Here is a 21,739-nt window from a genome sequence, read left to right as displayed (position 1 = left end):
GTCCCGGCAGGCCCCGCCGTAGAAGGGGGGCTCCATGTCCCCCCAGAAGATTCCAGTCCCCCGCGAGGCCGCCGGTGAGCGGCTCGACAAGTTCCTCTCGGCGCACGTGCCCGGGCTCTCGCTGGAGCGGGCGCGCGCGCTCATCGAGAAGGGCCATGTGCTCATCCGCGGGAAGAAGTGCCAGATGTCGCGCAAGCTGTGGGGCGGAGAGGAGATCGAGCTCAGCCGTCCCGCGCCGCGAGCCCCCACGCGCGCCGCGATGAGCCGCTCGGCCGAGGGGCCCGAGCTGCCGGTGCTCCACGATGACGCCTCGATGGTCATCGTGAACAAGCCGGCGGACCTGGTGGTGGAGCCGGCGGGGGGGAGCGTGCCCTCGGTGGTGGAGTTGCTGGCGGCGAGGCTGCCACCGTTCGACGTGGAGGGCGTCGCACAGCCCGGCGTGGTGCACCGGTTGGACAGGGAGACGAGCGGGTGCCTCGTGCTGGCACGCACGGACGAGGCCGTGGCGGCGCTGGACCGGGCGTTCCAGGAGAAGCGGGTGGACAAGCGCTACTGGGCGCTCGTGCTGGGCGAGACGCCCGAGCGAGACAGGCTCGAGGGGCCGTATGGAAGGGATCCGAGGAACCCGAGGCTCTACACGACGAAGGTGCGCTCGGCGAGGCGCGCGGCGCTCACGTACGAGGTGCGCGAGCGGTTGAAGGGGGCGACGCTGGTGGAGGTGAAGCTGGAGACGGGGCGCACGCACCAGATTCGCGTGCAGATGGCCGAGGCGGGCTACCCGGTGCTCGCGGACACGCTGTACGGGCCGGAGGAGACGCGGACGCACCCGGCGGCGAAGGCGATCGGGCGGCATGCCCTGCACGCGGTGCGGCTGTCCCTGCCGAGCCTGGCCACGGGGGGCGTGGTGAGCGTCGAGGCGCCGCTGCCCGAGGACTTCCAGCGCGCGCTCGCGATGCTCCGGGCACCGTCGAACAACCAACGATGACATGACCGCGGGAGTGGGCCGGTGTGAACCCGCCCTCTCGGGAGTGGCCCGTAAGTGCCTGAAAACACAGGGTGTGGGAGAGGTGTCCGGCCCTGGGACGCAGGGGCTCCACCGCCCTGGATGCCGGAGGGTATGTCAGACCCAGCGAGTAGTTTGCGTCCTTGCCGCTGAACCGGAACCGACGCGCCCCTGGGCGTGAAGGAGGGTGTCAGCCGGCAAGGGGGTTCCATGCGAACGAAGCTGTGCGTGCTGGGGGCGGTGTTGGGGACGGCATCGGTGCTGCCGATGGTGTGCATGCCGGAGGTTGCGACGCAGCAGACGAACGAGGAGCAGCCGCGAGGAGGAGTGTCGAGGCAGGCGAGCCAGCCCTTCAAGGGCCACGGAGCCGAGCCGCTTTCGCCGGTGGAAGTGCCGGCGAGCCCGGTGAGCGACGAGCCGAAGCACCCGTGTGAGCTCATCACGGTGATGCGGGTGCCGTGCGATTCCTCGACGGACACGTGCGAGTACACCTACTGGCAGTGCTCGCGGAGTCTGAGGCCGCTGAGGGCATGACGGAGTGAAAGCGCGGCCCGTGCGCGGGCCGTCAGGGGCGCGGCGGGTCGGGTTCTTCGGAGCCTGGCCCGCCGCGCCGGCGTTTTCGGGCTTGGGGACAACCCATGAGGACGCAGCAGGTCTCACGTGGAGTTGCGGCACTGGTGGGTCGGGATAAGGTCATGCCTGATTTCCTCCAGGAACATGGCCAGGGACGAGTTCTACAGACCGGGACACCGCTACCGGGACAAAGGCGCTCCGAACGACCCTGAGGACCAGTTCATGGGTTGGATCAACGTGAGCGGCAGGGGGGATGGCGAACTCCCCGGGTATTCGTCCGGGCCGAGCGGACGCTCCAGGCCGTGGCGCATGTGGGGACGTGGGCCGAGCAGCGGGCGGCGTTGGCGGCCGAGGCGCTCGCGAGTGTCGCGAGGCATCTCTGACGAGCGGGCGGACTGGCGTGATGGCCGCATTGTAGTCATGCCACCTGCATTCGCTGTCCCAGACCACAACGATCCCCGTGTCTTGAAGGGTGATGATCGCCCTCGATGCGCTCGTACCGCAGGTCTCGTCCTCCGGGCTCGTCACCCAGCCTAGCGCGGAGGTCAACGAGACATCTTCGCCCCGCCTCAATCCCACGATACCCGATGAAACCGGACGAGATCCCATGAAGTCCGTTGGTTTCAGGGGCCTAAAGGCTGTATCCTCCGGCTGCGCTGCGGTCGGCTTGATGGCCGAGGGGCCCGAGAGGGAGACCCAAGATGGACGATCGATGGCTCTCAGTCGGCGAGATTGCCGAGTACCTCGGGATCAGCAAGGACTCTGTCTACGCATGGATCGAGAAAAAGGGACTGCCAGGACATCGCATCGGACGCCTCTGGAAGTTCAAACGATCCGAGGTCGACGACTGGGTTCACCAGGGAAAGGCCGCTGACGCGCAGCGAGACGACGAGTGAGGTAACCGAGGGCATGGCGAAGAAGGCACCCACGACGACGAGAGGACGGACCGAGCGGCCCGAAGACGATGTCGTGTGCGTCGACCTCTTTTGCGGTGCGGGCGGGCTCACTCACGGTCTCCTCAGCGCGGGTGTGAAGGTCCGCGCGGGCGTCGACTTCGATGAGGCGTGCAGGCATCCCTACGAGGCCAACCACGACGGAATCGAGTTTCACCGGGCCGACGTCGCCGAACTCCAGGCGTCGAAGGTCGCCGAGTGGTTCGGCAACGCCAAGGTACGTGTTCTCGCTGGCTGCGCGCCATGCCAGCCTTTCTCGACGTACGCCCTCCGCTACCATAAGGAGGACAAGGTAGAGGACGATCAGCGCTGGAGCCTCCTCAACCACTTCGGCCGGTTGGCCAGGGAACTGCTCCCCGACATCGTCACGATGGAGAACGTTCCCACCGTGACGAAGCACTCTGTATTCAAGAGCTTCAGGAGCACGCTGGAGAGCCTCGGCTACAAGGTCTGGGTCGACGTCATCGACTGCTCGCAGTACGGCCTCCCGCAGCGCCGCAACCGCACCGTGCTCCTCGCGTCGCTCCATGGCGAAATCAAGCTGCGTGAGCACGTCGCCTCGGAGACTCGAACGGTCGAAGACGTCATCAAGGATCTGCCGGTCCTCCGGCATGGCGGTACGGACAAGGACGACCGATTGCACACCTCGTCCCGTCTCTCCGATTTGAACTACGAGCGCATTCAGCACTCGAAGCCGGGGGGCACGTGGCGCGATTGGCCGAAGCACCTCGTCGCCAAGTGCCACACGAAAAGCACGGGCAAGACGTACCCCGCCGTCTACGGCCGCATGAAGTACGACGAGCCAGCGCCGACTTTGACCACGCAGTTCTACGGCTTCGGCAACGGGCGCTTCGGACACCCCACGCAGGCGCGAGCTCTCTCGCTGCGCGAGGGCGCCCTGCTCCAGGGATTCCCGAAGGACTACTCCTTCATCCCCGACGACCAGCCGATCCAGTTCAAGGCGCTCGGCCGCATGATCGGCAACGCGGTGCCCGTCGACCTCGGCTACGTGATCGGGCAGAGCATCATTGAGCACGTCAAGCAGCACGGTGAAAGCTTCATCGCGCGCGCCAACCAGCAACACGTCGGCCAGCCCTTGTCGTCGACGCACCACCGCAGGGGGCGGAATGGCCGCGAGCGCACGGGTAGAAGCGTCCACGCCTGAAGCGCGCCGTCGCATGCAGCGCGTTCGGCAGAAGAACACGTCTGCCGAATCGGCGCTGCGTCGCGAGTTGCACGCACGCGGACTTCGCTACCGCATCCATGTTCCCGTTCTGGCGAAGCCGCGCAGGGTCGCCGATGTCGCGTTCAGCGGCCTCCGCGTTGCCGTCTTCGTCGACGGTTGCTTCTGGCACGGCTGCCCGCTGCACGCGACCTGGCCGAAGGAGAACGCAGAGTTCTGGCGCGCGAAGATCCTCGCGAACCAGGAGCGAGACCGCGACACCGACGAGCGCCTGCGCGCGGAGGGGTGGACGGTCGTGCGCGTGTGGGCGCACGAGCCGCCCGAGCAGGCCGCAAGGCGGATCGCGATGATCATTGAGAAGCGCAAAGCGCGGAGCCGACCATGACGACACACCTCGCGACGGAAACCTCCGTGCGCTCCTCGACCGCGCCCGAGCCGGGCCAGCTCGTCGAAGTGCGCCGTCGCCAATGGATTGTCTCTGACGTCGATGCGTCGGCGGTCTCTCCCGAACTGCCGAAGCGCAACCTCGTGAAGCTCGCGTCGATCGACGAGGACGCGCTCGGCGAGGAGATCGAGGTTCTTTGGGAGCTCGAGCCCGGCGCCCATGTCATTGAGCGCGCGGGCCTGCCGACGCTCTCTGCTCTGGACGACCCCTCGAAGCTCGAAGCCTTCCTGGACGCCGTCCGCTGGGGCGCGGCGACGAACGCCGATCGGGGCTACCTCCAAGCGCCCTTCCGCAGCGGCGTGAGCATTGAGGACTACCAGCTCGACCCGCTCGTGCGCGCCATCGACATGGCACGCACCAACTTGCTGATCGCCGACGACGTCGGTCTCGGCAAGACGATCGAGGCGGGGCTCGTCATCCAGGAGATGCTCCTGCGCCACCGCGCGCGGACCATCCTCGTGCTGTGCCCGTCGTCGCTGCAGGAGAAGTGGCGTGCCGAGATGGCCGAGAAGTTCGGCCTCGAGTTCCGAATCGTCGACACCGACTCAGTGAAGCGATCGCGACGGGAGCGTGGTCTCCACGCCAACCCGTGGACCTCGTTCCCGAGGCTCATCGCCTCCATCGACTGGGCGAAGCAAGGCGAAGGTATCCGCCTGCTGCGCGACGTGCTCCCACCGCAGCCCACGTTCCCGCGCCGATTCGACATGCTCGTTGTCGACGAGGCCCACAACGTGGCGCCGACCGTCGGCAAGTACGCCGTCGAGAGCCTGCGCACGCGCCTCGTCCGGCTCCTCGCGCCCCACTTCCAGCACAAGCTTTTCCTCACCGCGACACCGCACGACGGCTACACCGAGTCGTTCACCGCTCTCCTTGAGCTGCTCGACGACCAGCGCTTCTCCCGCAACATCCTCCCGCCGGAGGATCAGCTCGCACGCGTGATGGTGCGCCGCCTCAAGAGCGATCTCGTCGACGCCAAGGGCAAGAGGCTCTACCCCGTGCGGCGCCTCGAAGCGCTGAACGTCGAGTACACGGCCGAAGAGCGCGAGGCCCGCCAGATCCTTGAGCAATACATCGCCAGCCGTGAGAAGCAGGACGACCGCGAGGGTGCCGCGTCGCACTTCGTCCATCAGCTCCTGCGCAAGCGCCTCGCGTCGTCGCCCGCCGCGTTCTCATCGACGCTCGCGCGGCACACCGCGACCATCGAGGGCAAAGGCGAGGCGCGCCGCACGTCGGGGCTCGACGAGCGCATCCTTCGGCGCGCGATCGCCAAGACCGAAGAGGACTATGCCGACGACGACACGCGCGAGTCGGCCGAAGCCGAGGCCATCGAAGAGGCGAGCCGTCGACTGCGTCCGCTATCGGACCAAGAGAAGCGGCTCATCGAACGCCTGCGCTCATGGGCAGAGCAGGCAAGCCACCGGCCCGACTCGAAGGCCGAAGCGCTCGTGCGATGGCTGAAGGAACACCTCCAGCCCAAGGGCGAGTGGTCGAACGCGCGCGTCATCCTCTTCACCGAGTATCGGGCGACGCAGAAGTGGCTGCACGAGATCCTCGCCAGCCGGGACTTCGGTGGTGACCGCCTCGCGCTGATCTTCGGCGGCATGGACCCGAAGGAGCGCGAGACTATCAAGGCTGCATTCCAGGCCGACCCTCGCGAATCGCCCGTGCGCATCTTGCTCGCGACCGACGCAGCATCGGAGGGCATCGACCTGCAGAACCACTGCAATCTGCTGGTCCACATCGAGATCCCCTACAACCCGAACGTGATGGAACAGCGGAACGGCCGCGTCGACCGTCACGGACAGAAGCAGAGCGAGGTCGTCATCTGGCACCCCGTCGACGCGAACGGCGGGCACGGCGACGACATCCTGCGCGCGCTCCGCAAGCTCGACGCCATGCGCGCCGACATGGGCAGCGTGAACCCGGTCATCGCCCCGCAGTTGCCGGCGCTCCTTGAGGGTCGCCGTCGCGAGCTCGACACCGGCCTCGCCGAGAAGCGCATTGAGCGCGCGCGCCGCTACGTGAAGGCCGAGCGCGAGCTGCGCGAGCGCATCGCCAAGCTCCACGAGCGGCTCACGACTACGCGCAGCGAGCAGCACCTCACGCCCGATCGCATTGAGCGCGTCGTGCGTGTCGCCCTGGCTCTCACCGACAAGCCCGACCTCGCACCGGCGACGCTGCCCGATGTGCCCGGCGCGCGCGTGTTCCAGATGCCAGCACTCGCGGGCTCGTGGTCGCGGTGCCTCGACGGCCTTGAGCACCCGTACACGAAGCGTATCCGGCCCATCACCTTCGACCACGATGTCGCCAAGGGGCGCGACGACGTCGTGCTCGTCCACCTGAACCACCCGCTCGTGCAGATGAGCCTTCGTCTGTTGCGCGCCGAGGTGTGGGCACGCGACGACGTGAAGAAGCTCAATCGCGTCATGGTGCGGACGCTGCCCGACGCGAAGCTCGACGGCCCCGCCGTGGCCGTGGTGTCGCGCCTCGTCATCACCGGCGGCAACCACCATCGTCTCCACGAGGAGCTGACCGAGGCCGGCGGATACCTGCGCGACGCGAGCTTCAAGCGCGAAGACCGCGTGACCGAGCTGCGTGCCTGGCTCGACTCGTCGGCGCCGGGGACGATCTCCGACTCGCTGTTCGACGCGCTCCGCACCCGCTTCCAGAAGCACACGGATGCGCTCCTGAGCGCCGTCGGCACTCGCTCGAAGGACCGCCTCAAGGTGCTCGGCGGGACGCTTGAGACGCGCAAGCGCCGCGAGATCGAGGACATGACCCAGCTCCTCGACGACCTCGCGAAGAACCTTGCGGCCGAGCTGAACAAGGAGGAGCCGAAGCAGCTCTCGCTCTTCTCCGAGGACGAGCGCACGCAGCTCCGGCGCGATCGGCTCGCCCTTGAGGCGCGCCTACGCCGCATTCCCGAGGAGCGAGAACGCGAGCGCCTCGCCATCGAAGAGCGCCACACCGGGCTCGTCGACCACACGTTTCCCGTCTCGGTGATCCTCCTGGTGCCCGAGTCGCTGGCCATACGGAGGAAGTCGTGAGCGCCAAGCACGAGTGGCTGAACCTGCTTGAGGTCTCGGGCCCGTTTCTCGCGGTGCCAGTGCTCCGCGAGGTGTTCCCGCAGGGGCTCGAAGAGCTGGACACTTCGTGCGCCAAGCGGTTGCGCAGCGCCTACGAGGAGTGGCGCGATGCGGTGGACGTCGACGACGCCGATCTCGACAAACTGCACGCTGCCTGGATCGATGAGGTCCTGCGCACCGCGCTTGAGGCCGACGACCAGTTGCTCAAGGGCGGGAATGCCGTTCCCGTGTCTGCTGTCGTCGAGCTACCGGAACACGACACGACGATCGCGCCCGAGTTCGTCTTGGTCGACCCGACGCACGGCGACGCGCCCACCGCGCCCATCCACGTCTTCCCGCCCGACACCGACCTCTCGGCGTCGATGAAGTTCGGTGGTCTCTCGTGTTCGCCCGGCGACCGCATGGCGCTGCACCTGCGTGCGCTGAACAAACCCTTCGGGCTCGTGACCAACGGAGAGCGCTGGATGCTCGTCCACGCGCCCACCGGCCAGGTGGCGACCTTCGCGAGTTGGTACGCGCGCATCTGGGGGCAGGAGCCGGTGACGCTGCGCGCGTTCGCGTCGTTGCTCGGTGTGCGCCGCTTCTTCGCGCCCGAGCAGGACCGGCTCCCGGCGCTCTTCGAGCGCTCGCTGAAGCACCAGGACGAGGTCACCGACGCCCTTGGTGACCAGGTTCGCCGCGCCATTGAGGTGCTGGTGCAGGCGCTGGACCGCGCTGACCAAGATCGCAATCGCGAGCTGCTCCGCGACGTGAAGCCTCAGGAACTGTACGAAGCCGGGCTCACCGTGATGATGCGGCTCGTGTTCCTCCTCGCCGCCGAGGAGCGCGGGCTCCTGCTCTTGGGCGAGCCCCGCTACGACTCGTTCTACGCGGTCTCGACGCTACGCATGCAGCTCCGCGCCGAGAGCGACGAGATCCTTGAGCGGCGGCGCGCGGCTTGGTCGCGCCTCCTGGCCGTGTTCCGCGCCGTCTTCGGCGGCATCGACCACCCGACGCTGCGCCTGGCCGCGATGGGCGGCTCGCTCTTCGATCCCGATCGCTTCCCGTTCCTCGAAGGACGGCTGAAGGGAACGTCGTGGCGCCAGCATCGCGCCGAGCCGCTGCCCATCGACGACCGCACCGTGCTGCTCCTCCTCGAAGCCATCCAGACCTTTGAGGGGCGCACACTCTCGTACCGCGCGCTCGACGTCGAGCAGATCGGCCATGTCTACGAGGGCTTGCTCGAACGCACTGTCACGCGCGTCGAGGATGTGACCCTTGAGCTGGAAGCGGGCGCACAGGCCAAGGACGCGCGCGTCACGCTCGGCGAACTGGAATCGGCGCGCCTTGATGGTCAAGCCGCCGTCACGTGCCTGCTCGTCGAGCGCTCGAAGCGCTCGGAGTCGGCCATCGAGAACGCCCTGGCCGGCGAGGTTGAGGCCCAGCAGAACGCACGCCTGCTCTCCGTGTGTCGCGGCGACGTGAAGCTCCGCGACCGACTCAAGCCCTACGTGCGGCTGCTGCGCACCGATCCGTGGGGCTGCCCGCTGGTCCACCCGAAGGGTGCGTTCGTCGTCGTGCTCGGCACCGACCGGCGCGAGACCGGCACGCACTACACACCCAAGCGCCTCACGGAGCGTATTGTCGAGGAGACGCTCACGCCGCTCGTTTATGACGGCCCCTCGAAGGGCGACCCGCGCGCCGAGTGGAAGCTGAAGACGCCCGACCGGCTCCTCGACCTGAAGGTCTGCGATCCCGCGATGGGCTCCGGCGCGTTCCTCGTGCAGGCGTGTCGCTTCTTGAGCGCGCGCCTCGTCGAGGCGTGGGCCATTGAGGAGGCGGCGGGCCGCGTCGTCGATCTCACTGGCCAGGTCCACGAGCCGCGCACCAGCGTCGAGAGCATGCCGCCCGGCGCCGAGATCCGCGCGGAGAACGCGCGGCGCATCGTAGCCGAGCGCTGCCTCTACGGCGTCGACCTGAACCCGCTCGCCGTCGAGCTGGCGAAGCTCTCGCTCTGGCTCGTTACGCTCTCGAAGGGGCGCCCCTTCGGCTTCCTCGACCACAACCTCCGTTGCGGCGACAGCCTGCTCGGCATCAACAGCCTTGAGCAACTCACGGAGCTGACGCTCGACCCGTCGGCCACGCAGCAGGGCCGCCTCTTCGGCAGGGCCATTGAGCGCGCGGTCGCCGAAGCGGTCGAGCTACGGAGCAAACTCCACGAGATCCCCATCCGCGACATCCGCGACGTCGAGGCGATGGCGACGCTCGACGCCGACGCGCGGAAGAAGCTCGAAGCCGCCGAACTGCTGGCCGACGCGTTCATCGGCGTGGTGGTCGCCGCCGATGGAGCAGAGGTCGTCGAGACGCGCTTGGCAGCGCTCGCAGCAGAAGCCGAGCGCGTCGTTAAAGGCGAGGAGCGCGCCTCCGAGGCCCTGAGCGTGCGCGCCACGAAATACCTCGCCAAGGACGCGGTCGACGGGAAGTCTCGGCACCCGTTCCACTGGCCGGTGGAGTTCCCGGATGTCTTCCAAAGGGACACGCCAGGCTTCGATGCGATCGTCGGCAATCCTCCGTTCCTTGGAGGGAAGCGCATCACCGGAGTCACGGGAGACGCATACCGCAACTGGCTGGTGAGTCACATCGCAGAAGGTCGTCGAGGTTCCGCTGACCTCGTCGCCTATTTCTTCCTGCGCGCGTGGAGCCTCCTTCGGCATGGAGGTGGCTTTGGCCTCCTCGCCGTCAACACGATCGCCGAAGGCGACACGCGCCAAGTCGGACTCGAAGCGATGGTTGGCGTAGGCGCGACGATTCATGCGGCATATCCGAACGAACCTTGGCCGGGGAAGGCCAACGTCGTCACGAGTCGCGTTCACGTGCGAAAGGGCGAGTGGAATGGAGCGCGTTCGATCCTTGGTCGATCCGTCAAGTTCATCTCTGCTTATCTATCCGACCGCGAGGAATGGAGCCCCAAGCGCTTGAGGGCGAGCGAGGACCACTCCTTCATCGGCTCGATCGTGCTCGGCATGGGCTTCGTTCTAACTGACGAACAGGCAGAGCGCATGCTCAGCGACGACCCGAAGAACGCGGAAGTCGTTTTCCGCTACCTTGATGGGGACGACCTCAAATCCAGCCCGGAGCAGCGTCCGACTCGTTGGGTTATCAGCTTCTGGGATTGGCCCGAGGAAAAGGCCCAGAAGTATAACGCCCCGTGGCAGTGGATCGAGGAGCGGGTGAAGCCCGAGCGGCAGCGGCGCGGGGATGATGGTCAGTTCGTTCTGCGGAGACCGTTGCCGGAACGATGGTGGCAGTACGCAGACAAGCGTCCGGCGCTCTACCATGCGATTGGGCGCGGGCACCACTTCGTGCAGCACCCGGAAGGCTGGAACTCGGCGTCGCGTCCGCGCGAGCAAGTTCTTGTGGCGGGTCGCGTCGGAAAGTACTTCAACCCGTCGGTTGTTGCGAATGACGTCGTCTTCCACGAGAAGTGCGTCGTATTCGCTGTGGACGACGTCTACGTCTACGCCTACGCCGCTCTCTTCAACTCGTCGCCGGTCGACGCATGGGTCTGGAAGCAGTCCTCGCGGCTGAAGCTGGATCTCAACTTCTCGCCTTCGGACGCGGTCGAGACGTTCCCCTTCCTGTCGCCCGACGTGCTGCCCCAGCTCGACAAGCTCGGGCGCGAGTACTTGCAGGCGCGACGCGAGGTGATGACCGATCCGGCTCGTCTGATCGGGCTCACAAAGCTGTACAACCGCTTCCACGACTTGGGCGACGTCAACTCTCGCATTGAGCGGCTGCGCGAGATGCATCGCGAGATCGATGCGGCCGTCGCGCGTGCCTACGGCTGGGACGACCTGGACCTTGGGCACGGCTACTACGAGCAGCTGAACCTCGCGGAGAACGACCGCATACGGTTCACGATCTCCGACGCCGCGCGTACCGAGGTACTTCGCCGCTTCGCGGAGTTGAATCGTCAGCGCTACGAGGAGGAACAAGCGTCGGCGCCTGCCAGAAAGCCGCGCGCGACGAAGGGCCGCGCCAAGGCTGCGCCCGCAGAACAAGGTGCGCTCGCGCTTGCAGCGGCACCTGCATCCAACGCCACGACTTCGAAGACGAAAGCAGCCTCCTCGGCGAAGAAGGCCAGCACACGGAAGACCAGCCGATGAAACAAAGCAAAGACAAAGCCCAGGCGAGTCCGACCAAGCAGTTCTTCGTGTCGATGCTGACGCGCGACATCAGCCTGGACGACGCCATTCTCGACCTCGTCGACAACTGCCTCGACGGCGCCCTTCGGCTCGCCAATGGCAACGAAGTCGACTACGCAAAGCACTTCGTCAAGATTAAGCTGGCGAAGGACCAGTTCTCCATTGAGGACAACTGTGGCGGCATCCCCCGCGACGTAGCCATCAACTACGCGTTTAAGATGGGCCGCGAGCCCGACGATGACCGCGACTCCGACACCGAGACCATCGGCATGTACGGCGTCGGCATGAAGCGCGCAATCTTCAAGATGGGTAAGGACGCGCTGGTGCGGACCCGGCACGGTGACGACACGTTCGAGGTGCCCATCACCTCCGAGTGGCTCGAGGCGAAAAACTGGGACCCGCTGCCGATCAATGAGCCCACGAAGGCGAGCGAGAAGCTCTCGCAGCTCGGCACGAGAATCGTGGTCAAGGAACTCTACGAAGGCGTCGCGCGCCACTTCGAGAACGAGGCGTTCGAGAACAAGGTCCGCACCGCCATCTCCGAGCACTTCACGATGTTCCTCCAGTGGGGCTTGAGGGTGGAACTCAACGACAAGCCCGTGGAACCCGTGCGTGTCGAGGTGCTCGTGTCGAAGCGTGAGGACGGACCCGCGCCGTTCGTCTTCCGCAAGACGATCGATGGCGTCGTCGTCTCGATCACGGTCGGTCGCAACACCAGCCGTGCCCTCGGCAATGAGGACGACGACGACGCGGGCTTTGAGCGGGATCGCTCGTCGGCAACTGCTGGCTGGACGGTGCTCTGCAACGACCGCGCAGTCATCGTCGGCGACAAGAGTCGCCTGACGGGATGGGGCGATGGCATCCCGCTCTATCACCCGCAGTTCGCCATCATCACCGGCATCATCGAATTCCGCTCGAAGCACGCTGACAAGCTCCCGGTGACGACGACGAAGCGTGCGCTCGACACGTCGTCGAACGTCTGGCTCGAATCCCTCGTGAAGATGAAAGAGGGCATGCGGGTCTGGATCGACTACACGAACCAGTGGAAGAACCAGGCCAGCTCGGAGCAACAGCAGGCGCGCCACTGGGAGGACGCGCGACCGATGCCCCTCCGCAAGGCGATCGAGGCCGTCGCGCAGCGCAAGACCGCGAAGAAGTCGGACGACGAGGGTGTTGAGTTCAACCCCAAGAAGAACAAGGTTCTCCCCGAGCCCTCGAACAAGATGCCTTCGTCGCGAAGGGTCACGTTCTCGAAGCCCGCCGAAGAAATCCGCATCGTCGGCAAGGCGCTGCTTGACGACGAGAATGCGAGGCCCGGCGACGTCGGTGAGAAGTGCTTCGATCTGGCGCTCGCCAAGGCCAAGAAGCGGGGTGCCTGACCGATGAGCGCCGGTTCTTCACTGCCGTACAGGTTGCGGCCGAACAAGGCTGTGGATCGAGAGCTGTTCCTCTCGCTCCTGACGCGTCTCGCGCCGAAGCTCGGCCTTGAGACGTACCACTACGTAGGTCTCGGCGGACCGTTCCTTGAGGACTTCCGGCTGGTCCACGCTCGGCTCGGCATCGCCAAGATGACGTGCATCGAGACCGAGGAGCAGGTCCACAAGCGCCAAGTCTTCAACCGACCGATCGTGTCCATCGAGTGCATTCACAAGACGCTTGAGGACTACCTCGACGAGACCGACTTTAAGACGCCCGCGATCATCTGGTTCGACTACACCGAGCCCAAGGGAATCACGACGCAGATCGAGCGCTTTGCGCGGACCATCGGCACCGTCCCGATCGGCAGCGTACTCCGCGTGACGCTCAACGCGAACCCCATGTCTCTCGGGAAGCCCGACCCCAAGGACCTCTCCGTCGAGGTCGAAGGCGAAGCGTCGGAGGACCGGGCCGTGAAGCCGACGATCCAGGAATGGCGCCTCTCGCGCTTCAAGGAGCGCCTGGGTGCGCTGTTCCCGAGCGGCCTCACTGCCGACGGCATGAGCTTCAAGAAGTACGGCCCGAGCCTGCTCCGCGCCCTGAAGTTGGCGGTCGACAATGAGGCGCTGAGCTTCCGCGATCGCCGCATCGTCTGGGCGCTCGCGACGCACTATGCCGACGGTCAGGCGATGGTCACCGCCGCGTTGGTGGTCGCTCCGAAGGACGACACGGGCATAGAGGAGTTGGTGAAGAGCTGGGAGTTCTACACGACGACCGATGCTCCGCATCGTCTAGACCTCCCTGCGCTCTCGACGCTGGAACGACTCACGATGGAGTCGAACGGAAACGCCGAAGCCGTGATGGGCTTCGAGTTGCCGAAGTCCGACATGGGCGAGAACCCCTTCGAGGTGTTCAAGAAGTTCTACCGGATCTACCCGCACTTCTCGCGTGTGGAGCTGTAGCGAAATGAGGGGCAACGCATGACGACGACCACTGCACCGAACGCACAGGCATGGCTCGCCAAGGAGGCGACGCCGCTCGGCCCGTTCGTCGTTCGGCTCGGCGGTGAGCGGGGCGGCTTAGGAGCGCTCGCCCCAGGCCACTGGGTTGTCGTCGTCGATGCGGCCGGAACCCTGAAACGCGTGGGGCGCATCCTGCGCATCCGCGACGACCTCGAATCGACCACGCTCTACTTCGACAAGCTGCACACGGTGCAGAAGGAGGGCTCGCTCGCCGACGTCGGGCTCACGCTGCCGATGGGCTTGATCTCGCGCCTGCGGCCCGAGGACCTCGCGAACGTCCTCGCGCGCGACGGCGTCTCGTCGTCGGCCGATGTTCCGCTCATCCAAGGCGCCGCCTACGTGCGCGAGCTACTCGAGCTGGCGACGCGCGACGACCTGCTCGGCCCGGCCAACGGCCCCGAGGAGCTCATCATCGACATGAGCGTCCGCGACCGCTATCTCGTCGGCAAGCTCGCTCCGCGCATGCCGGGCGACGCGACGACGGGTACCAAGGTCGAGCCTGCGGTCGCCGCCGACGAAGAGGACGATGCGGCGCAGGAGAACGACGCCCCACTCCACGAACCCGGAGCGGAGTTCAACCGCGCGAGCGGGCGTGTCGAGCCCGAGGACGACACGCTCGACGAGATCGACACGACCAACAATCAGTCGCTCGTGCCTTCGAGCATGGGGCTCACGTTCTGCGTCGGTCCTGGCGTGAAGACGCTCGACATCACCGCGCGCTGGGGCAGCTACACCCGTGTTCCAAAGGAGGATCACGAGTACACGCGACCGCGAAAGAACCGTGAGACCGGTGAGGTCGAAGCGACCAAGGTGAAGGTGTGGCGCCGCACGCCGCGCGGCGGTCGCGTGACCCTTACGCTGAAGGACGGCCCCATCCAGCCGCTCGTGCCCGACATCAAGCAGGATGAGGTTCGCATCCAGGGCGCCGTGCGCACGAACGCCAAGGGCGAGCGCCTCGTCACGCTGTTCCTCGTCAACGGCCAGCTTGAGCCCGAGACCAACCGAGACAGCGCATGGCTCTTCCAACCCGAGCTGAGCGTGAGAGGCTCGGGCGATGCCGCTGGGACGCCGGTGTTCCTGCGCCGCCCGAGTAACGATGTCGTCGTGGACGACGCCGAGCGCTACCACCTTGGGCTCATCTACCGGCGCCGCGTGGAGTTCGCCGTGGGCCACGGCGTGGCCGTCCACGCCGAGACGCCGAACGACGATCCGATGCGCGCCCTCAAGGTCCGCACGGAGGTCATCCCGAGCTACGAAGTGCCCGTTACCGAGACGCCGGGTCTCGATCCCGACGACCGCCCCGCGATGAAGAAGATGGTCCAGCGGGGCTGGCTCGACATGCTTTCGCTCGCCGACCTCGACAAGGCCGAGCTTGAAGAGGCGCTGAAGACGCTCGTCGACGACTACGCTGTGTGGATCGACGACCAGCGCGCGCGTGTCGGCAAGGAGATCTCCGGCTACGACGCCCCGGCCAACGAAGCACTCGACCGCTGCAAGACGACGCTCGAACGTCTGCGCGCGGGGCTGAAGGTGCTCCTCGCAGACCCGAAGGCGCTGGATGCGTTCCGCTTCGCCAACCGCGCGATGGCCCGCCAGCGCGTCCGAGGCATCTACGCGCTCAGGCAACGTCGCGGCGAGGAGCTGACGTTCGAGTCCGTCGACGTGCGGAAGAACCGCTCGTGGCGCCCGTTCCAGCTCGCATTCCTGCTGCTGTCGATTCCGTCGCTCGCCGATCCGAAGCACCCCGACCGCACGAGCCCCGCCGAGGCTTTCGCCGACCTCCTCTGGTTCCCGACGGGCGGTGGTAAGACCGAGGCGTATCTCGGTGTTGCCGCCTTCGCGATGGGCATCCGCCGCCTGCAAGGCGTCGTCGAGAACCTCGATGGCAGCCGCGGGCTCACCGTCATCATGCGGTACACGCTGCGCTTGCTCACGCTGCAGCAGTTCCAGCGCGCCGCGACGCTGCTCTGCGCGATGGAGGTCATCCGCACGGGCGACGTCGCGAAGTGGGGCGCGGAGCCGTTCACGCTCGGCCTGTGGGTCGGCAACAAGGTGACGCCAGGGACCACCGAGGCGTCGCACCAAGCCATCGAAGCCATCCGCGACAAGGACCGGAACCGCGCAGGCGTCGCGTCGCCCGCGCAGCTCACGAGCTGCCCGTGGTGTGGCTCGGAGATCCAACCCGGACGCGACATCGAGGTCGACAAGACCGCCGGGCGCACGGCCATCTACTGCGGCGACAAGCTCTCGCGTTGCGATTTCAGCAAGGCGAAGTCGAGTACCAACGCGCATCCTGGTCTACCGGTGAAGCTCGTCGACGAGGAGATCTACCACCGGCCTCCGACGATGATGATCGCCACCGTCGACAAGTTCGCGATGATGGCGTGGCGCGCGGAGGTGCGAACGCTCTTCGGCAACGTGCGTGAGGAGTGCGAGCGTCACGGTCTGCTCTGGCCGGGCCACGACTGCGGCGGCGGGCACAAGGCGAAGAAGCCTCACGCTGCCGCGAAGGTGAAGCCGGTGCGCGCGGTGCGCCCGCCGGACCTCATCATCCAAGACGAGTTCCACCTCATCAGCGGTCCGCTCGGTACGATGGTCGGGCTCTACGAAACCGCCGTCGACGACCTCTGCTCGTGGAAGATTGGCAAGACGAAGGTGCGCCCGAAGGTCGTCGCATCGACGGCGACGGTCCGGCGCGCGGGCGAGCAGGTGCGCAACGTCTTCATGCGGCGCCTCGCGATCTTCCCGCCGAAGGCGCTCGACGTCGAAGACGACTTCTTCTCGGTGCAGCGCTCGGTCGCGAGCAAGCCGGGGCGGCGGTACATGGGCATCTGCTCGCCCGGCAGCTCAAGGCCGGCGGTGCTCATCCGCACGTACACTGCGTTCCTCACGGCCGCGCAGGGGCTCTTCGACGCCTTCGGCCCCATCGCCGACCCATACATGACGCTCGTCGGCTACTTCAACTCGTTGCGCGAGCTCGGCGGCATGAAGCGCCTCGCCGAAGATGACGTCCAGACCCGTTCGTACCGCGTGAAGATGAGCCTGGTACAGCGCCCCGGCCTTGAGCAGCGGAGCGTCACCACCATCGCCGAGCTGACGTCGCGCGTGAGCAACGCCGACATCCCGAAGTACCTCGACCAGCTCGAGATCCCATTCGACGGCGCGTTCGACCCGACCAAGGGCAAGTTCGTCAACCAGCGCGCGTCCGATGCGCCCCGGCCGATCGACGTCGTCCTCGCGACGAACATGCTCTCCGTGGGCGTCGACGTGAACCGCCTCGGCGTCATGGTCGTGAACGGCCAGCCGAAGGGCACGGCCGAGTACATCCAGGCGACGAGCCGCGTCGGTCGTGCGTTCCCCGGTCTCGTCGCAGCGGTGCTCACGTGGGCGCGGCCTCGCGACCTCTCGCACTACGAGACCTTTGAGCACTACCACGCGACGTTCTACCAACACGTCGAGGCGCAGTCGGTCACGCCGTTCTCGCCGCGCGCGATGGACCGTGGGCTCACCGGCGCGATGCTCGCGGTGATGCGGAACCGCTTCGAGCCGTTCGCTCCGAACCCGGGCGCGGGTGCGCTCAACAGCCCAAGTCGCCCGGAGATGGTCTCCACCATCGATTCGGTCACCGAGCGCACGTGGGAGGTCACCAAGGACTCGGCGAAGAAGGGCCTCGCCACTGCCGAGATGAAGAGTCGCGCCGACGAGTGGGCGAAGGAGGCGGCGGTGCCCGGGCGTGTACTCGTGTACCAGAAGTACGGCGCTGGCCCGACCGCGTACGCGCTGCTCGAAGCGCCCGGCATTCGTCCGTGGTCGACGTGGACCGTCCCCATGTCGATGCGAGAGGTCGAGCCCGGCGTGAACCTCGTGATGGAGGACGATCGCTCGAACCAAGATCCGGTCTGGTGTCCGCGCCCCATTGACGATGATGCGACGGACGTGGAGGAGTCGCCATGAGTAAGACCCCGGTGGGCGAAGTTCGCCCAAGCCAGCTCCTGTGGACCTACGGGCCCGGCGCGCTGATCGATCTGCCAAACCTCTCCGTCGTCACGATGGGCATCGACCGCTGGGAGCTGGGGCGCTGCCAGCCGATCCAGGAGGCCCGGCTGCTGACCAATGTGCGCCGCGTGCTCGGTGACCAGGTCGAGTCGCTGCGCATGCCGCCGCTGACCGACAGTGACGTCGTCGAGCCGTTCTCGGCCGAGGCGCTCGTCGGGGTACCGGTGAAGCCGTTCCCGCGCTGGATGCGCTGCGTGAAGTGCGGGCTGCTCTCGCCGTTCGACGCGGGCCTCTTCGATCTGAAGGCGAACCGCTACCGCCCGGAGAGGACGCGCTTCGTCCACAAGGGCTGCACCGGCTCACGCGGTGACCAGAAGCCTCGCGACGCCGACGCGGTGCCCGCGCGCTTCCTCCTCGCGTGCCGCGAGGGCCATCTCGACGACTTCCCGTGGCACTGGTTCGTTCACGGAGGGCCGAGCGGCTGCAAGGGCACGCTGCGCTTCTTCGAGAGCGGCGCCTCGCTCCAGACCGAGAACCTGTGGGTGCGCTGCGACTCATGCAGCGCCGCCAAGAGCATGGCGCAAGCCTTCGGGCAGGTCGGCAAGGATAACCTGCCGGGCTGTCGCGGGCGTCACCCGCATCTCAACCGCTTCGAGGACGGCTGCGCCGAAGTCCCGCGCGCCATCCTGCTCGGGGCAACGAATGGCTGGTTCCCGGTGACGCTCTCGGTGCTCGCGATCCCGCAGACGGGGAGCCCGCTCGCGCAGCTCGTCGCCGACGGCTGGACGTTCTTCGAGGACGTCGAGAACGCTGTCGAGGCGGCGGCCGTCGTAAAGACCCTGAAGAAGTCGGCGCAGCTTCCCGGCATCGATGCCTTCACGGGCGACCAAGTCTGGGAGGCCATCAAGGCCCATCGCGGCGGCACGGTGGGCGACGAGGAACTCGACCTGAAGGGCCCCGAGTGGGACGTGCTCACGTCGCCGAAGCCGCCGACCGACTACCCGCACTTCATGAGCAAGAAGACCGACGTGCCCGCGGGCTTCGAGCCGTACCTCTCGCGCGTGCTGCTCCTAGAGCGGCTGCGCGAGGTGAACGCGCTGCTCGGCTTCACGCGCGTCGAGTCGCCCAACGAGGGCGGTGGAGCGGAGCGTGCGCCACGCGCTCCGATCGGGCGCACCGCGCCCAACTGGGTGCCCGCCACGCAGGTCCACGGCGAGGGCATCTTCCTGCAGTTCTCAGAGGAGGCGCTCGTGAACTGGGCTGCGGGGTCCGGTCCTCGAGCGCAGGAAGCCGAGCTGCGCCGAGGGCACCGTGGCTGGCGTGCGCGACGCGGGCTCGATCCTGATCCTGGCTTCCCCGGCTTGCGCTTCGCGCTGCTTCACACGATCGCCCATCTGCTCATCCGCGAGCTCGCGCTCGACTGCGGCTACAACGCGGCGAGCATTCGCGAGCGTGTCTACGCCGACACCGAAGGCGGCAAGTCGCAGGCTGGCATCTTGATCTACACGGCAGCGGCCGACTCCGATGGTACGCTCGGCGGGCTCGTCGACCTCGGCAAGCCCGAGAATCTCGGGCGCTTGCTGCGGCAGGCCCTTGACCGCGCGAAGGTCTGCGCGTCCGACCCGCTGTGCGCCGAGCACAACCCGAGGACGGACGCGTCGCTCCACGCAGCCTCGTGCCACGCGTGCTCGTTCGTCTCCGAGACGTCGTGCGAGTGCGGCAACCGCTATCTCGATCGCACGCTCGTCATCCCGACGCTCCAAGTGACCGACGCGGCCTTCTTCGCGGGGATCTGATGCAGGCGCTCCTTGATGCGGTCGTAGACCTCGTAGCTCTCGTCTCTCCTGCGAAGGTACGCACCGTCGCTTCTGCGCTTCGCGGGATTACGAAGCCCGATGCGGCTCCGGCCGCCAACACGCTCGCGGACACGCCGGCAGCACGCGCTGCCGTTGCGCGCGTGGTGGCCGCGTGGGCGCAGGTGCAGGCGAGGGGCGACGAGGTCGCGGGCATGCTGCTGGGGGCGTCCGAGGCGCGCCTGCGCGTCGAGCTGGTTTGGACGGGCCTGACGACGCGCTTCGTGCCGACGCGCCGAACGGAGCAGGTGCTGCTCGACCTGGCGGGCGCCAGTGTCTTCCTGACCAGCGGCGAGGTGGAGTTCGCCAGGCGCCACAAGAGCCAGATGGTTTTGTATGTGCTTCACTCCATCCAACTGAGTGAAGGGGACGGCGCTCCCCAGGGCGGAGTGCACACGGTGTTCTGGCCGTGGGACGTGGAGGGAAGAGCCCTGGCTCCCATCAAGTACGTCTACGGGCTTCCGTAGTGACGGAGGGTCAGAGACAAGCCGCGAATGCACCGGCATGGCTGGCGAGATGGGCGAGGAACCGCATGCCGCCGAGGTCGCGCGTGGGCTCGCGGTAGGTGCCTGACTGTTGCCGATCCTCGGGGCACAGGAGGAGCGCGCAGGCATCGAAGAGCCTCTCGCGTTCGAGCTTGCGCAGGAGCAGTCCGTACCACTCGGCATGGGTGCTGTGGCGATACTCGGGGACGACCTGGAGGAGGGTGGGGGCCACGGCCGCTGGCCGCGTGAGGGCTGAGCCTTCCTCCAGGAGGACGAGCCAGCCGAACCACGGCCGGAGACCGGGCCCGAATGCCTGTCTCCGGCACAAGGCATCCATCTCCTTGCCCGTGCAGAGGGCCTCTTCGCCCAGGGCGACGAAGCCGTTCTCCAGCGATTGCGCTGTCCGTGCCCGGATGGCGAGTGCGGCGACGAGCCTTCCGTCATGCATCACGACGATGTCCCATGGCCGCGAGGGCAGGAAGAAGCCGGGGAGCGCCAGTCCCTGGCCCGCGTGGACACGGGCGTCTGGCAGACCGTTGTCCGCCAGAATCCGGCTCACGAGCGCATGGAATCCCTCCAACCGGCTGGTGGGCTGGTCCAGGGCCCGCCAGTACCAGGCGACGGCCTGGCTCAGGCGGGCCTCGTCATCCGTCAGAACAATTCCCATGGAAGATGGGCTCCGGGTGATGTGTCAGGTCACGTCGTTCCAAGTGACTTGAGGAATCATCACCACGGACTCCCTTCTTGGCAAGAGGTGCCCGGATTCCCCTCCTCCCTTCCGGAGCCATTGCGGCGTGTCCCCCACTGGGGGTGTGGCCTTCTGTGTCCACGGATATGTCCGCGGTGAGCACTCCGGCCAGAAACTACCGGTGTCAGGGAGCGCCGCTACAGTGGTTCACAGGTCGCCGTGAGCCCCTCGAACCTCGCCTCCGTCGCAGTCGGCCGTCCCGTGCGGGGCGAGTTCACCTATGTCGTCCCCGAGGGCCTCTCCGGACGGCTCTCCCCGGGCCAGCGCATCCTCGTGCCTTTCGGCCGGAGCATGTCGCTCGGTTTCTTCCTCGGGCCCGCCACGCCTCCTGCCGAGGCCGAGAGCGTCAAGCTCAAGCCCATCATGAAGGTGCTGGAGGACTCGCCCGCCCTCCCGCCGGACCTCATCGCGCTCCTGCGCTTCGCCGCCGAGCACTACCGCTACCCGCTCGGCGAGGTCATCAAGAGCGCGCTTCCCCCCGGGCTCACCAAGGCCGAGATGGAGAAGGAGGCCAAGCCCGACGTGCAGCAGTTCGCCGTGGCGCTCGTCACCGAGGTGTACCTGCGCGCCGTGGAGCGGGCGCTCGCGCATGGCAAGGGCAGCCTGGTGCTGGTGCCGGAGATCGCCCTCACGCCGCAGCTCGTGGGCCGCTTCCGCAGCCGCTTCGGCGCGGACGTGGCCGTGCTGCACTCGGGCCTCAAGGACCGCGAGCGCCTCTTCCACTGGCAGGCCCTGCGCAAGGGCACGGTGCGCATCGCCGTCGGGGTGCGCTCGGCGGTGTTCGCTCCCGTG

13 protein-coding genes and 1 pseudogene are annotated in these 21,739 nt (G+C 67.1%); 13 read left to right on the top strand and 1 reads right to left on the bottom strand.

The window, feature by feature from the left end:
• Positions 1-34 precede the first annotated feature (34 nt).
• The 12 genes from VFZ09_RS32800 to VFZ09_RS32745 all read left to right on the top strand — a co-directional run bounded on the left by VFZ09_RS32800 (position 35) and on the right by VFZ09_RS32745 (position 20,181).
• Positions 35-985: an RluA family pseudouridine synthase gene (locus VFZ09_RS32800; protein ID WP_329731667.1), complete on the top strand. Its 951-nt coding sequence runs from the start codon at positions 35-37 to the stop codon at positions 983-985.
• Positions 986-1,213: 228 nt separating this feature from the next.
• Positions 1,214-1,537 (top strand): hypothetical protein, encoded by a 324-nt coding sequence (locus tag VFZ09_RS32795; RefSeq protein WP_329731666.1) that lies wholly within the window; start codon positions 1,214-1,216, stop codon positions 1,535-1,537.
• 740 nt (positions 1,538-2,277) lie between these two features.
• Positions 2,278-2,472, top strand: a complete 195-nt coding sequence (locus VFZ09_RS32790) for a helix-turn-helix domain-containing protein (RefSeq protein ID WP_329731665.1) — start codon at positions 2,278-2,280, stop codon at positions 2,470-2,472.
• 13 nt (positions 2,473-2,485) lie between these two features.
• The gene (locus VFZ09_RS32785; protein ID WP_329731664.1) at positions 2,486-3,694 is read left to right on the top strand and encodes a DNA cytosine methyltransferase; all 1,209 of its coding nucleotides are present in this window, start codon (positions 2,486-2,488) and stop codon (positions 3,692-3,694) included.
• A gap of 13 nt (positions 3,695-3,707) precedes the next feature.
• Positions 3,708-4,097, top strand: a complete 390-nt coding sequence (locus VFZ09_RS32780; RefSeq protein ID WP_329731663.1) for a very short patch repair endonuclease — start codon at positions 3,708-3,710, stop codon at positions 4,095-4,097.
• Positions 4,094-7,204 (top strand): DISARM system SNF2-like helicase DrmD, encoded by a 3,111-nt coding sequence (gene drmD / locus VFZ09_RS32775; protein ID WP_329731662.1) that lies wholly within the window; start codon positions 4,094-4,096, stop codon positions 7,202-7,204. Before VFZ09_RS32780 ends, drmD begins: the two co-directional genes overlap by 4 nt.
• Complete coding sequence (locus VFZ09_RS32770; RefSeq protein ID WP_329731661.1) at positions 7,201-11,388, top strand: Eco57I restriction-modification methylase domain-containing protein; 4,188 nt, start codon at positions 7,201-7,203, stop codon at positions 11,386-11,388. The genes drmD and VFZ09_RS32770 overlap by 4 nt, the downstream gene beginning before the upstream one ends.
• Positions 11,385-12,806: an ATP-binding protein gene (locus VFZ09_RS32765; RefSeq protein WP_329731660.1), complete on the top strand. Its 1,422-nt coding sequence runs from the start codon at positions 11,385-11,387 to the stop codon at positions 12,804-12,806. Before VFZ09_RS32770 ends, VFZ09_RS32765 begins: the two co-directional genes overlap by 4 nt.
• Positions 12,807-12,809: 3 nt before the next feature.
• Positions 12,810-13,805 carry an O-methyltransferase gene (locus VFZ09_RS32760; RefSeq protein ID WP_329731659.1) on the top strand — a complete coding sequence of 332 codons (996 nt, stop codon included), beginning with the start codon at positions 12,810-12,812 and terminating at the stop codon, positions 13,803-13,805.
• 18 nt (positions 13,806-13,823) lie between these two features.
• The gene (gene drmA / locus VFZ09_RS32755) at positions 13,824-17,819 is read left to right on the top strand and encodes a DISARM system helicase DrmA (protein WP_329731658.1); all 3,996 of its coding nucleotides are present in this window, start codon (positions 13,824-13,826) and stop codon (positions 17,817-17,819) included.
• Positions 17,816-19,657: a DUF1998 domain-containing protein gene (locus VFZ09_RS32750; protein WP_329731657.1), complete on the top strand. Its 1,842-nt coding sequence runs from the start codon at positions 17,816-17,818 to the stop codon at positions 19,655-19,657. Before drmA ends, VFZ09_RS32750 begins: the two co-directional genes overlap by 4 nt.
• Entirely contained in the window at positions 19,657-20,181 is a 525-nt protein-coding gene (locus VFZ09_RS32745) for a hypothetical protein (protein WP_329731656.1), read from the top strand. The genes VFZ09_RS32750 and VFZ09_RS32745 overlap by 1 nt, the downstream gene beginning before the upstream one ends.
• Before the next feature lie 10 nt (positions 20,182-20,191).
• On the opposite strand, the gene VFZ09_RS32740 is transcribed toward VFZ09_RS32745, so the two are convergent.
• The gene (locus VFZ09_RS32740; protein WP_329731655.1) at positions 20,192-20,866 is read right to left on the bottom strand and encodes a PaeR7I family type II restriction endonuclease; all 675 of its coding nucleotides are present in this window, start codon (positions 20,864-20,866) and stop codon (positions 20,192-20,194) included.
• A 240-nt stretch (positions 20,867-21,106) separates the two neighbouring features.
• On the opposite strand from VFZ09_RS32740, the pseudogene VFZ09_RS32735 reads away from it, so the two are divergent.
• Positions 21,107-21,739 (top strand): annotated as a pseudogene (locus VFZ09_RS32735) (primosomal protein N'); the annotation flags it as partial.

It is taken from the genome of Archangium sp., assembly GCF_036277355.1.
Classification (GTDB): domain Bacteria; phylum Myxococcota; class Myxococcia; order Myxococcales; family Myxococcaceae; genus Archangium.
Note: the sequence above shows the minus strand (reverse complement) of the source record. Positions and strands in the feature narration are given on the sequence as shown.

Coding starts and splice junctions, on each gene's coding strand:
- VFZ09_RS32800 (WP_329731667.1), top strand. CDS start 35: ATGTCCCCCCAGAAGATTCCAGTCCCCCGCGAGGCCGCCGGTGAGCGG.
- VFZ09_RS32795 (WP_329731666.1), top strand. CDS start 1,214: ATGCGAACGAAGCTGTGCGTGCTGGGGGCGGTGTTGGGGACGGCATCG.
- VFZ09_RS32790 (WP_329731665.1), top strand. CDS start 2,278: ATGGACGATCGATGGCTCTCAGTCGGCGAGATTGCCGAGTACCTCGGG.
- VFZ09_RS32785 (WP_329731664.1), top strand. CDS start 2,486: ATGGCGAAGAAGGCACCCACGACGACGAGAGGACGGACCGAGCGGCCC.
- VFZ09_RS32780 (WP_329731663.1), top strand. CDS start 3,708: ATGCAGCGCGTTCGGCAGAAGAACACGTCTGCCGAATCGGCGCTGCGT.
- drmD (WP_329731662.1), top strand. CDS start 4,094: ATGACGACACACCTCGCGACGGAAACCTCCGTGCGCTCCTCGACCGCG.
- VFZ09_RS32765 (WP_329731660.1), top strand. CDS start 11,385: ATGAAACAAAGCAAAGACAAAGCCCAGGCGAGTCCGACCAAGCAGTTC.
- VFZ09_RS32760 (WP_329731659.1), top strand. CDS start 12,810: ATGAGCGCCGGTTCTTCACTGCCGTACAGGTTGCGGCCGAACAAGGCT.
- drmA (WP_329731658.1), top strand. CDS start 13,824: ATGACGACGACCACTGCACCGAACGCACAGGCATGGCTCGCCAAGGAG.
- VFZ09_RS32750 (WP_329731657.1), top strand. CDS start 17,816: ATGAGTAAGACCCCGGTGGGCGAAGTTCGCCCAAGCCAGCTCCTGTGG.
- VFZ09_RS32745 (WP_329731656.1), top strand. CDS start 19,657: ATGCAGGCGCTCCTTGATGCGGTCGTAGACCTCGTAGCTCTCGTCTCT.
- VFZ09_RS32740 (WP_329731655.1), bottom strand. CDS start 20,866: ATGGGAATTGTTCTGACGGATGACGAGGCCCGCCTGAGCCAGGCCGTC.